The organism is Roseibium marinum (assembly GCF_002906165.1).
Lineage (GTDB): Bacteria > Pseudomonadota > Alphaproteobacteria > Rhizobiales > Stappiaceae > Roseibium > Roseibium marinum.
Genome location: NZ_PPCN01000001.1, coordinates 587,477 through 600,026 on the forward strand (window position 1 = coordinate 587,477; position 12,550 = coordinate 600,026).

Genomic DNA, 12,550 nt, shown 5'->3' on the forward strand with positions numbered 1-12,550 from the left:
GGCACCGCTTGCCCTCGTGGTGGGGTAGATGGCGGTTGAAAGCGAGAGCGCCGATGGCATTGCCGCCTCCGAACCCGCGAACGGGTCGGACCGCTCCCGCTTGCGCCGTCTCGGCAACAAGCGCATCCGCCGCCGGCTGCTGAACCAGTTCGGACGCATTTTCGGCACCTATGTCCTGTCCTCCCTGACCCGGCGGATCATAGCCATCAACCTCGTGGGCCTGCTCGCCCTGGTGATCGGCATCCTCTACCTGAACCAGTTCCGCGCCGGTCTGATCGATGCACGCGTGCAAAGCCTTCTGACCCAGGGCGAGATCATCGCGGGAGCGATTGCAGCCTCCGCGACGGTGGATACGGGAACGATCACGGTCGATCCCGAGCGCCTGCTCCAGCTTCAGGCAGGCGAAAGCATCACCCCCACGGGCGACGATCTGGACAGTCTCGATTTTCCGATCAATCCGGAACGTGTCGGCCCGGTTCTGCGCCGCCTGATCTCGCCAACCAAGACGCGCGCGCGGATCTACGATCCGGAGGGCATTCTGATCCTCGATTCCCGCCACCTTTATTCCAGCGCCCAGATCCTGCGGTTCGACCTGCCGCCGCCCAACGCGGAGGAGGAGGGCTTCTGGGACACGCTCTGGCAATGGACCAAGCGCTGGCTGCGGCAGGGGGATCTGCCGCTTTATCAGGAAGCCGGCGGCGGGGACGGACGTATCTATCCCGAAGTCGAGGCCGCTCTTGCCGGGTCGCCGGCGAGTGTCACGCGGATTTCCCAGCGCGGGGAACTGATCGTGTCGGTCGCCGTGCCGATCCAGAGGTTCCGGGCGGTGCTCGGCTCACTGCTTCTGTCGACCCAGGGCGGCGATATCGATGCCATCGTGCGCGCAGAACGCATCGCGATCATCCGGGTGTTCCTGTTCGCCGCAACGGTGACGATCCTCCTGTCGATCCTGCTCGCCGGCACAATCGCCGGGCCCGTCCGGCGCCTTGCCGCCGCGGCCGACCGGGTGCGGCGCGGCTCGACCTCGCGCGAGGAAATTCCGGACTTTTCCGACCGTCAGGACGAGATCGGCCATCTGGCGCGCTCCTTCCGCGAGATGACCCATGCGCTTTACAACAAGATCGACGCGATCGAGCAGTTCGCGGCGGACGTCGCGCATGAGCTGAAAAATCCGCTGACGTCCCTGCGCAGCGCGGTGGAAACCCTGCCGGTGGCGAGGTCGCAAGAGTCGAAGGACCGGTTGATGGAGGTCATTCAGCACGATGTCCGCCGGCTCGACCGGCTGATCAGCGACATTTCTGATGCCTCCCGCCTCGATGCGGAACTGGCCCGGATCCAGGCCGAACCGCTCGATCTGGCCGAGTTTCTGCGCAACATGGTGGCCGAATCCAACCAGAGGGCGGGCCCCGGGGAAGCCAACGTCAAGCTGACGGTTGCCGATGCTCCGGGACCCAGACCCTATCTGGTCCAGGGGCACGATATCCGGCTCGGTCAGGTGATCAGCAATCTGTTCGACAACGCCCGGTCCTTCTCGTCCGCTGACGGGACCGTCCGCGCAGATCTTTCCCGCGAAGGCCGGCGGATCAAGATCACCGTCGATGACGATGGTCCCGGCATCCGGGCGGAGAACACCGAGCGCATCTTCGAGCGCTTCTATACGGACCGCCCCGATGGCGAGGGTTTCGGCAACAATTCCGGCCTCGGCCTGTCGATTTCCCGGCAGATCATCGAAGCCCATGGCGGAACGATCATCGCGACCAACCGCCTTGAACCGGGCGACGGCAACAAGCGGAAAATCGCCGGCGCCAGATTCACCATTTATCTGCCTGCCGGGACCGGCAAGTGACCGGTCAGAGCATTCATGCGAACTGCGTGATTGTCGGGACCTGCGGCGTATTGATCCGCGGCGCTGCGGGGAGCGGCAAATCCTCGCTCTCCGAAGCCCTCATCGAAACGGCCCGGGTAAGGGGCAACTTCGCGGCCCTTGTGGCCGATGACCGCGTCTTGCTGAGCGCGGACGGCAACCGGCTGCTGGCGCGGGCACCCGATACGATCCGCGGCAGGATCGAGATCCGTGGTTTCGCGTTGGAGGACACGGAGCACGCGCCGGTGGCGCGGGTCCATCTGGCCGTTGACCTGCGGCCGCTGGATACTCTGGACCGTCTGCCGGAAACGGCGATTGCGCGGGACCTGCTGGAAGGGGTTTCCGTGCCGGTGATAACCTCTCCCTCAAATCGTCCGGCCATCAGTCTGCGGCAGATCCGCTGGGCCTTGCGCAAGCTTTTTCCCGGCGGACCGGACTACATTTAAAAACGCCCGGGTCTTTTTTGCTTGCAACTGACGGACCGGTTGAAGAGAGTGCTTCTGACTGATAAACGCCCGGCTCCGCGAAGAGAGCTTACCGCACTCCGGATCAACCTGTTTTCTTGTGGAAGCGCAGGAAAGCGGAAATGTCGATCGATTTATAATGTTAGAGTCTCTTTCCCGTGTCCTGCTGTTTGCAGGATGCTCTAGGATCAGGTCAAAAGACGTATGATTGGACTAGTACTTGTTACCCACGGACGCCTCGCTGAAGAATTCAAGGCGGCGCTGGAGCATGTTGTCGGTCCGCAAGAACAGGTCGAAACCATTTCCATCGGGCCCGATGACGACATGGAGCAGCGCCGGCAGGACATTCTGGCGGCGGTCGAAGCTGCCAATACCGGCAAGGGCGTGGTGCTGCTGACCGACATGTTCGGTGGCACGCCTTCCAATCTTGCCATCTCCGTGATGGACGGCAAATCCGTGGAAGTGGTGGCCGGTGTCAATCTGCCCATGCTGATCAAGCTCGCCAGTGTCCGCGCCGACCGCGATCTGGCCGACGCCGTGGACGAGGCCCGCCAGGCAGGACAGAAATACATTTCCGTCGCAAGCCAGGTGCTGTCGGGGCAAAACTAATACGAATATGGCCACTGCAAATCTGCTGGAAAGAAACCTGACGATTGTCAACCGGCGCGGGCTTCACGCGCGGGCTTCCGCAAAACTGGTAAAACTCGTCGAGACATTCGACGCCGATGTCCACGTCTCCAAGGATGGCCAGACGGTAGGCGGTACATCGATCATGGGCCTGATGATGCTCGCGGCCAGTCCGGGCTGCTGCATCCGGGTCTGCGTAAGCGGCACGGACGCCGAAGTGGCGATGGCCGCGATTTCAGACCTTGTTGAAAGCGGATTTGGCGAGACGGACTGAACCCGGCAGCGTTGTACGGTTTGCCTCAGGTCCGTCCGCATTTTCACGCATTTTTGTATGAATTTCAGGAGCGAACATGGCGGATAGTTCAGCCGACACCACCCGGAAGGTTCTCGCCCATATCCATGAGGCTCTCGGTGCGGACTTCGCCTTTGAACTGGCTGACGGAACACTGATCCCGTCAAGCGCGCCTCACGGTGGTCTGCGCCTGTTCGTTTCCGATTTCGCTCTGCCGAGGCTCCTGCGCGCTCCCGGCCTGAAAACACTCATTGACCTTTACGCCGCCGGTGATATCGACCCGCGTGGCGGCACGATCTTCGACTTTGCCGACAGGCGTCCCGCGGTGAAGGGCCGGGCGCTTTTCGCGAAGCTCGACAAGCGCCTGCTGCTCGGCGCCGCCTGGAAGCTTTTCTTCGCGCCCCGCGGCACCAAATCGCCCGCTGGCGTGTCGGACAGCAAGAACTCCTCTGCGGGGGCCGGCAGCGGCAAGGCGGATATCGCCTTTCACTATGACGTTTCCAACAGCTTCTACCGGCTCTTTCTCGATCCGGAGATGCTTTACACCTGCGCCTATTATCGCGATTGGGAAAACGATCTGGCGACGGCACAACGCGACAAGCTGGAGATGATCTGCCGCAAGCTCAGGCTGAAGCCCGGGGACCGGCTTCTGGACATCGGCTGCGGCTGGGGCGGTCTTATCTGCTATGCGGCGGAACATTACGGTGTCACGGCGCTTGGCGTGACGCTGGCGGAGGAGCAGGCGAAACTGGCCCGTGAGCGAATTCGGGAGCGGGGCCTGGAAGACAGGGTCAGCGTGGAGCTGAAGGACTACCGGGAACTGGACGGTCAGTTCGACAAGATTTCCTCGATCGGCATGTTCGAACATGTCGGCCTCGATAATCATGACGATTATTACCGTCACGTGCGCCGCCTTCTGAAGCCGCGCGGGCTGTATCTCCATCATGCGATCACCCGGCGCGGCAAGAAGAACTTTGCGAAGTTCCGCCGCAAGAGACCCGAGTACCGGACCCTGGTGCGTTACATCTTTCCGGGCGGCGAGGTCGACCATATCGGCTGGACACTGACCAATCTCGAGGCGCATGGCTTCGAGGTTCACGATGTCGAGGCCTGGCGCGAGCACTATGCCCGCACCACCCGTCTTTGGGCCGAAAACCTCATGGCGGCGAAAGACGCCGCCATCGCCGAGGTCGGGGAACGCAAATACCGTCTCTGGCTTGCCTATCTGTGCGGTGTGTCGCTCGGCTTTCGGCGTGGCACCATCGGCATATTCCAGACAGTGGCCACCCGGCGCACCAAGGGGCCGTCCGGCCTGCCGCCCACACGGGAAGATCTCTACCGGCCGTGAAACGGCCGAGGCGTCCCCTTTCGAAGCAAATTCACTTCACAGTCGCGAATTGAAGTAATTTCACTTCATTAATTGAAATTGAAGTAATTTTGCTTCATTCTGACCGGCAGAGTCGAAAACCTTCCGCCCGGACTGGATGCAAGCGGTGACGGCAACACATAAACTTTCCGTCCTCATGGGGGATATCGTCGGCAGCGAGCAAATGGATCGCGGCAAGCTGCATTCCGTTTTCAACGAGGAAATCGGCCGCGCGAATGAAACCTTCCGGCCGGATCTGGTCTCTCCGCTGACCATCACCCTCGGTGATGAATTTCAGGGACTGGTGCGGACTTCCGCCCAAGCCTTCAAAATTGCCAACATGCTGCGGCTGGACCTGCTGATAAGGGGGGTTCCCTGCCGGTTCGTCATCGGCCAGGCCGACATTGAAACACCGGTCAATCCGAAGAAAGCCTGGAACATGCTTGGAGCCGGATTGTCGGCCGCCCGCGACAGGCTCGACGACAAGAAGGACGAGGGCGCCTACAGGTTTTCCCTGCTGGGTGCGCCGGACGACGCCAAGGCGGCGGCGCTTCAGGCCCTTCTGGACGCGCTCGGCGCCGCGTTGAGCGATATGGAGGCAGGCTGGTCGGCAACCCAGTTGAGGACCATTGCGCTCTGGGTCCGCTATGGCGGCAATGCGGATCAGGTCGCGAAGTTCAGGAATGTCACTAATCGGTCGGTCTATTATGCTTTGGAAGCGGCTGGCTGGGAGACTTATATAAAACGCCGCGACGCGCTTCATGCGTATCTGGCCACCTGCCTGGCTCCCTGACCTTTCCTCGGGCTTTGGACACGTTTCATGCAGATTTTGCTTCAGGCCTCCGGCTACATCGTCCTTGTCTATCTGCTTTGGGACACCGGCACGTGGTTCACGAAACATGTGCTGGAGATCAGTGGGGCCGGCAAGCGCGAGCGGGATCTGGAAGAGAAAAACAAGGACGACAAGCCGGCGGGCGGCAATCATGCCGGAAAATATATCGGTCTGCTGGAGCGCACGCTGATCGTTGCCGGACTGGTGCTGAACAACTGGGAGGTCATACTCGCCGTGATCGCCCTGAAGACCGTTGCCCGGCACGACGACCTGAACAAGAAGATCGATGCGGAATATTTTCTGATCGGGTCCTTCGCCAGCATCCTGTGGGCGATCGCAATCGCGATCCTGCTCGTCCTTTACGACCATTATCTCGGACTGGATGTCCTGCCCGTCGCCTGGCTGTTTGCTCCGGAGGGCATGGCGTCACCTGTTTGACGAAGATATAAAGAATTCTTTATATCTTTATTGCGCGATGTCTCCGCGGGCGCTATAACCCCTCCCAATGATTTTCGGGAATTGCCGGAAATCGGCAGACCGTGACCGACAGCCTCCATCGGCTCTCCTTCCCGTCAGAAGGATCGGTTGCCTTCAAAAGGCCTGGCGCTTGAAGCCGGCTCAAAAAAGCAGGACACTTTCATGACCGACTACATTATCAAAGATATCGGGCTCGCGGACTGGGGGCGTACCGAAATCGAGATCGCCGAACACGAGATGCCGGGCCTGATGGCCTGCCGTGAGGAATTCGGTGAGTCCAAGCCGCTCAAGGGCGCCCGGATTGCCGGTTCGCTGCACATGACGATTCAGACCGCTGTTCTGATCGAGACCCTGACCGCGCTGGGCGCGGAAGTCCGCTGGGCCTCCTGCAACATCTACTCCACCCAGGATCAGGCTGCCGCGGCCATCGCCGCCACCGGCGTTCCGGTTTTTGCCGTCAAGGGCGAAACCCTGGAGGAATACTGGGACTACGCCGACAAGATCTTCGATTTCCCCGACGGGGCGAACATGATCCTGGACGACGGTGGCGACGCCACCCTCTACATCCTGATCGGTGCGCGGGTGGAAGCCGGCGAGACGGATCTCATCGAGAACCCGACATCGGAAGAAGAGGAATGCCTCTTCGCGCAGATCAAGAAGCGCATGGCTGCCAACCCGGGCTGGTTCACCAGGCAGAAAGATCTGATCCAGGGAGTTTCGGAAGAGACCACCACCGGCGTTCTGCGTCTTTACGAAATGCAGAAAAAGGGCGCGCTGCCGTTCCCGGCGATCAACGTCAATGACAGCGTCACCAAGTCGAAATTCGACAACCGTTACGGCTGCCGTGAATCCCTGGTCGACGGCATTCGCCGCGGCACCGACGTCATGATGTCGGGCAAGGTTGCCGTTGTCTGCGGCTACGGCGATGTCGGCAAGGGCTCCGCCCAGTCGCTGGCCGGCGCCGGCGCCCGGGTGATCGTCACCGAGATCGATCCGATCTGTGCCCTGCAGGCGTCCATGGACGGTTTCGAGGTCAAGACCATCGATCAGGTCCTGCCGGAAGGCGACATCTATGTCACCGCAACCGGCAACAAGGACATCATCACCTTCGACCACATGCGTGGCATGAAGGACATGGCGATCGTCTGCAATATCGGCCATTTCGATAACGAGATTCAGGTCGCGGCGCTGAAGAACACCAAGTGCCGTCCGGTCAAGGACCAGGTCGACATGTACGAGTTCCCGGATGGCAAGCGCATGATCCTGCTCTCGCAGGGCCGTCTGGTGAACCTGGGCAATGCGACCGGTCACCCGAGCTTCGTGATGTCCGCGAGCTTCACCAACCAGGTCCTGGCGCAGATCGAACTCTACTCCAAGGGCGATCAGTATCAGAACGAGGTTTACGTGCTGCCGAAGCACCTGGACGAGAAGGTCGCGCGCCTGCATCTGGAAAAGCTCGGCGTCACGTTAACCGAACTGACGGACGGACAATCTCAATATCTGGGGATTAACAAGACCGGTCCGTTCAAGTCTGAACACTACAAATACTGATTGAGTGAAGGCGATACACTAGATGTAGTCATCGCCTTGATTCGGCACTGTGAACAAAAAAATGCAGGACCCTTCAATTTGAAGGGTCCTGTTAACTTTTCGGAAACGGACTCTTCTGCGTGATTCTCAAAAAGGTTATGGTTTAAGCGAATCAGAGGCCAGGAGGCGATTGTCTCTGATTTGCTCCCATAATCCGGGAGCTGTGCCCGCAAAGGCGGGACATGGCGGCATAAGGGGATCACAGAATGCCGAAAGGCAGCAGGGACGGCGCGCGATCAAGTGCGGCGTGGCGAGATTGGAGTCTGAACACGGTCAAGGCCGGCGGCGCCGCAATTGCGTGCCTCGGGCTGTCTTCCGGTCCGGCATCCGCCGATATGCTCGCCGACACGGTCGCGGCGATAAATCCTGATAGCATGATTCTTTTTGGTGCGCTCGGCGGAATGTGTGCCTTTGCCGTGACCGCCGCGACAGCCCTTGTCCGGCATCGCAAACAGTCCTCCGTCCTGACCGAAACGCTGGAAAAGGAAAAGGGCGATCTGAAATTCCGGGTGGACCGCCTGGAGGCCATGCTCAATACCGACGAGCAGCGTGTGATCGTCTGGACTGGCAACGGCGCCATGCCGCAGATCTGGGGCGTCCTTCCGGAAAAATCCGGCGTTCCGCGTCCGCCGGTGCAGCTCCTGGCCTTCGGCAGCTGGCTGACGGCCAAATGCGCGAGCGATCTGGAACGTTACCTGGACATGCTGTTCCGCTCCGGCGAAGCTTTCACCACCACCTTGAAGACCCGCACCGGCAGCTATGTGGAGGCACTCGGCCGCACCACCGGCGGCGCCGTCGTCCTGCGCATGCGCGACCTGACCGGCGAACGGCAGATGCAGGCCGAACTGGCGGCGCGCAACGCCAAGATCTCCGGCGAACTGCACATGCTGCACGCGCTTCTGGATGCGATGCCGGCGCCAGCCTGGCAGAGGGATGCGGAAGGCGCGCTCATCTGGGCGAACGCAGCCTATGCCGAAGCCGTCGAAATGCCGGATGCGGTAAGCGCCGTGAAGCAGGGCGCGACCTTCCTGGATGCGGCGGCCCGCACCGCGATGGCCGTTCAGCGCACGGAAGATGGCTGTTTCAACGCCCGCATTCCGATTGTCGCCTCCGGCGAGCGCCGGGTGTTCGAGGTGACCGATGTCAACGCGAATGTCGGCGGCGCCGGCATTGCCGTTGATATCAGTGAGCTGGAACAGGCGCGCAAGGAACTCGGCCGTGCGGAAGAATTCCATGGCCGCACCCTGGATCAGCTCGCGGCCGCCGTCGCCATCTACGGCAATGACCGCAAGCTGCAGTTCTATAATGCCGCTTTCCGCCAGCTCTGGGATCTCGATCCGGCGTTTCTGGAAGGTCATCCGGAGGACGGGGCAGTCCTCGACGCCTTGCGCGCCACACGCAAGATCCCGGAACAGGCGGACTACCGCGTCTGGCGCAACAAGATGCTGGAGAGCTACCAGTCTCTGGAGGCAAGGGAAAGCTGGTGGCACCTGCCGGACGGGCGGACCCTGCGCGTCATCGCCAACCCGCATCCGCAAGGCGGCGTCACCTATATCTACGAGAACGTCACCGAGCAGCTCGATCTGGAAAGCCGCTACAATGCGCTGACCCGTGTGCAGGGCGAAACCCTCGACAATCTGTCCGAAGCAGTCGCCGTGTTCGGCTCAGACGGCCGCCTGCGTCTGTGGAACCCGGCGTTCGGGCGTATCTGGGACCTGCTGGAAGACCAGCTCGCGGAATTGCCCCACGTCAAGGAAGTGGTCTCGGCCTGCACCTTGAATGCAACCGAGGAAGCTGCCTGGGAGCAGCTGGCCGGCAATGTCACCGGACTTCTCGACAACCGCACGCAAAAGGTCAGCCGTCTGGAACGCCACAATGGCGATGTGCTCGACTACGCGACCGTGCCGTTGCCCGATGGCGGCACGCTTGTGACCTTCGTCGATGTCACCGACAGCGTGAATGTGGAACGCGCGCTGCTTGAGAAGAATGACGCGCTGGAACAGGCTGACCAGATCAAGAACGCCTTCATCCAGCACGTGTCCTACGAATTGCGCTCGCCACTCACCAATATCATCGGCTTCGCCCAGCTTCTGTCCGACCCGAAATTCGGCGATCTGTCCGACAAGCAGGGCGAATACGCCGAATATATCCAGTCCTCCTCCTCCGCCCTGCTAGCCATCATCAACGACATTCTGGATCTGGCGACGCTCGATGCCGGCATCATGGAACTGGACCTTGGCGAGGTCGATGTGGCCTCGACCGTCTCCGCGGCCGTCGAGGGCCTGAAGGACAGGATCGCGGAAGCCCGGATCAATCTGCGAACCCAGGTTCCGGATGATATCGGCATGATGGTCGCGGACGAAAGGCGCCTGCGCCAGGTGCTGTTCAACCTGATTTCCAACGCGGTGCGTTATTCGGAAGCCGACGGCGTCGTCGATGTGAGCTGCAGCCGGGAAGAGGATTCCGTCACTTTCGTCGTCAAGGATCACGGCTATGGCATCCCGGCTGAAATCCTGACCCAGGTGTTCAACCGGTTCGTCGGCCACGACACCGGCGCCCGGCGCCAGGGGGCAGGTCTCGGTCTTGCGATCGTCAAGAGCTTCGTGGAGCTGCATGGCGGCACCGTCGATATCGAGTCCGCCGAAGGCACGGGCACCACGGTTTCCTGTGTTTTCCCCGCAAGGCCCGAACTGTCGGATCAGGCCGCCGCTGAATAAATGGCAGACCGCGACCCGAAGCAGCTGCCGGCTTCCTTCCTCACGATGGATATCCCGGACGAAGCCGCGACACGGCAGATCGCGAACGATCTCGCGCTGGTTCTGAAAGCCGGAGATGTCGTCTGTCTGTCCGGCGATCTGGGGGCTGGAAAATCGACATTCACCAGAGCCCTGCTGCGCTCCTTCGCCGGCGACCCGGAGCTGGAAGTTCCAAGCCCGACATTCACCCTGGTCCAGACCTACACTTTCGACCGGTTCGACCTGTCCCACTTCGATCTCTACCGGCTGGAGGACCCCGAGGAACTCGAGGAGCTGGGTCTGGACGAGCTGCTTCAGACTGGCGCGGCTCTGATCGAATGGCCGGAAATGGCGGGCGGTCTCCTGCCGCAAGATGCGCTGTGGATCCGGATCGGACAGCCGGATGAAGACACCGATGCGCGCGGCTTCAGCTTCTGTTCAACCGCGCCGCAATGGCGGCAGCGGCTGGAACTCACGCGGGATATCCGCGCCTTTGTTGAGCAGACGGAGTTTCACGGCGCCGGCCGCCGTTTTCTTGCCGGGGACGCTTCCTTGCGGACTTTTGAAACGGTGGAGGCCGGGGACAGAACGGCCGTTCTGATGCGCTGGCCGTTTCAGAGCGGTGCGGTTTCCGAAACGGTTCGGACCTACATGCAAAAGGTCCATCTGGCGCAGGATTGCCGCGCCGTCATCGCCATCGGCGGCGAATTGCGCGGACACGGTTTCCTCGCGCCACAAGTATTTGCGGCCGATCCGGAGAAAGGTCTCGTCCTGTCCGGATATCTGGGCAGCGAGACGATCGTCAGAAACGAAGAGCCCGTCCCGGAACGCTATCGCGCGGCGGTCGACGTTCTGGCCCGGATGCATGGCATTGCCTGGCCGGACACCGTCGACACGGGCGAGGGGACAACCTACGAAGTTCCAGTCTATTCGCCCGAAGCCTTGATCACCGAGGCCTCTCTGTTTCTCGACTGGTATGTGCCGGAGACGACAGGCGGTCCCGCGGACGAAGGCACCCGCAAGGACTTTGAAGCGCTGTGGCGGGCCGCGCTGGACGGTCTGGAAGATGCGCAGCGGGGCTGGGTGCTGCGCGATTTTCACTCGCCCAATCTGCTCTGGCAGCAAGGCGCGGCCGGAACGGACCGCATCGGCCTGATCGATTTTCAGGATACCGTCATCGGACCGGTGGCCTATGATCTTGCCTCCCTGACATTCGACGCCAGGGCGGATATCGCTCCGGAGCTGGAAACCGCGCTCCTGGAGGCCTATCTCAGTGCAAGGGAAAACCAGGCTTCCGGTTTCGACAAGGCAGGATTTTCAAGGGCCTATGCGGTCATGGCCGCGCAGCGGATTTCAAAGATCCTGGGGATTTTTGTCAGGCTGGCGCGGCGCGATCACAAGCCGGCTTATCTGGCTCATCTGCCGCGCATGCAAAGTTACCTCGACCGGGTGCTTGACAGACCCGCCATGTCGGATTTGAAAGACTGGTACGCACGTTACCGTCCCTGAGTTTCGCCCCGGAAAAAGGGGGAGGAACAGGGCCGTTTGCAATCAACCGAGTGACATCATGACAGACACGCGCTACCGCCCGAAAAACGCAATGATCATGGCCGCAGGCCTTGGCAAGCGCATGCGTCCGCTGACGGCGACGACCCCCAAGCCGCTGATCGAGGTCAATGGCCAGGCGCTGATCGATCACGGCATGGACAGGCTTGCCGCGGCAGGTGTGGAGAAATGCGTCGTCAACGTGCATTACCTTGCCGATCTGGTGGAGGTGCATGCCCGCCGCCGCCACGACATGGAGATCGTCATTTCAGACGAGCGCGACCGGCTGCTTGAGACCGGTGGCGGCATCAGGAAGGCTCTGCCTCAGCTCGGAAGCGAGCCGTTCTTCCAGCTCAATGCCGATACCTGTTATTGGGTGGAAGGCGTCAAGCCCAACCTGGAACACATGATCGACGCCTGGGACGAGACCCGCATGGACGCCTTGCTTCTGATCGCCGAAACCGTGAAGTCGGTCGGCTATTTCGGCCGGGGCGATTTCGACATGGCCAGGGACGGTTCCCTGACCCGGCGGCAGGAAAAAGGCGTGACACCCTTTGCCTATGCCGGTGCCGCGATCCTGCATCCGCGCCTGTTCGAGGGCGCGCCGGACGGCCCGTTCTCCATGAACCTGCTGTTTGACAAGGCGATTGAGGCCGGACGGCTGTTTGGCGTGGAGATGGAGGGGCTCTGGCTCCATATCGGCACGCCCGATGCCATCCGCGCCGCTGAATACGCCGTGCGGGAAAGTGCTGCCTGAG

11 protein-coding genes are annotated in these 12,550 nt (G+C 61.3%); all 11 read left to right on the top strand.

All coding sequences use genetic code 11. The features are described from left to right. The first annotated feature begins 28 nt into the window (after positions 1 to 28). The 11 genes from CLV41_RS02775 to CLV41_RS02825 all read left to right on the top strand — a co-directional run bounded on the left by CLV41_RS02775 (position 29) and on the right by CLV41_RS02825 (position 12,549). Positions 29 to 1,846: a sensor histidine kinase gene (locus tag CLV41_RS02775; protein WP_103220734.1), complete on the top strand. Its 1,818-nt coding sequence runs from the start codon at positions 29 to 31 to the stop codon at positions 1,844 to 1,846. Beyond that, entirely contained in the window at positions 1,843 to 2,310 is a 468-nt protein-coding gene (locus tag CLV41_RS02780; protein ID WP_103220735.1) for an HPr kinase/phosphorylase, read from the top strand. Before CLV41_RS02775 ends, CLV41_RS02780 begins: the two co-directional genes overlap by 4 nt. A 222-nt stretch (positions 2,311 to 2,532) precedes the next feature. After that, positions 2,533 to 2,937: a PTS sugar transporter subunit IIA gene (locus CLV41_RS02785; protein ID WP_103220736.1), complete on the top strand. Its 405-nt coding sequence runs from the start codon at positions 2,533 to 2,535 to the stop codon at positions 2,935 to 2,937. Between the two features lie 7 nt (positions 2,938 to 2,944). After that, positions 2,945 to 3,229 (top strand): HPr family phosphocarrier protein, encoded by a 285-nt coding sequence (locus tag CLV41_RS02790; protein ID WP_103220737.1) that lies wholly within the window; start codon positions 2,945 to 2,947, stop codon positions 3,227 to 3,229. 76 nt (positions 3,230 to 3,305) lie between these two features. Further along, complete coding sequence (locus CLV41_RS02795) at positions 3,306 to 4,595, top strand: SAM-dependent methyltransferase (protein WP_103220738.1); 1,290 nt, start codon at positions 3,306 to 3,308, stop codon at positions 4,593 to 4,595. Between the two features lie 145 nt (positions 4,596 to 4,740). Then, entirely contained in the window at positions 4,741 to 5,406 is a 666-nt protein-coding gene (locus CLV41_RS02800; protein ID WP_170107094.1) for a SatD family protein, read from the top strand. A gap of 27 nt (positions 5,407 to 5,433) precedes the next feature. Continuing rightward, positions 5,434 to 5,883 (top strand): hypothetical protein, encoded by a 450-nt coding sequence (locus CLV41_RS02805; RefSeq protein ID WP_103220740.1) that lies wholly within the window; start codon positions 5,434 to 5,436, stop codon positions 5,881 to 5,883. A 201-nt stretch (positions 5,884 to 6,084) separates the two neighbouring features. Next, a complete protein-coding gene (ahcY, locus tag CLV41_RS02810; RefSeq protein ID WP_103221491.1) occupies positions 6,085 to 7,473 on the top strand; it encodes an adenosylhomocysteinase in 1,389 nt (462 codons plus the stop codon). Positions 7,474 to 7,886: 413 nt separating this feature from the next. Then, positions 7,887 to 10,229: a PAS domain-containing sensor histidine kinase gene (locus CLV41_RS02815; RefSeq protein WP_235867041.1), complete on the top strand. Its 2,343-nt coding sequence runs from the start codon at positions 7,887 to 7,889 to the stop codon at positions 10,227 to 10,229. After that, on the top strand, positions 10,230 to 11,756 hold the full coding sequence (gene tsaE / locus CLV41_RS02820; protein ID WP_103220741.1) for a tRNA (adenosine(37)-N6)-threonylcarbamoyltransferase complex ATPase subunit type 1 TsaE: 1,527 nt from the start codon (positions 10,230 to 10,232) through the stop codon (positions 11,754 to 11,756). 58 nt (positions 11,757 to 11,814) lie between these two features. Further along, positions 11,815 to 12,549, top strand: coding sequence for a nucleotidyltransferase family protein (locus CLV41_RS02825; protein ID WP_103220742.1), 735 nt, complete (start codon positions 11,815 to 11,817; stop codon positions 12,547 to 12,549). Position 12,550 lies beyond the last annotated feature (1 nt).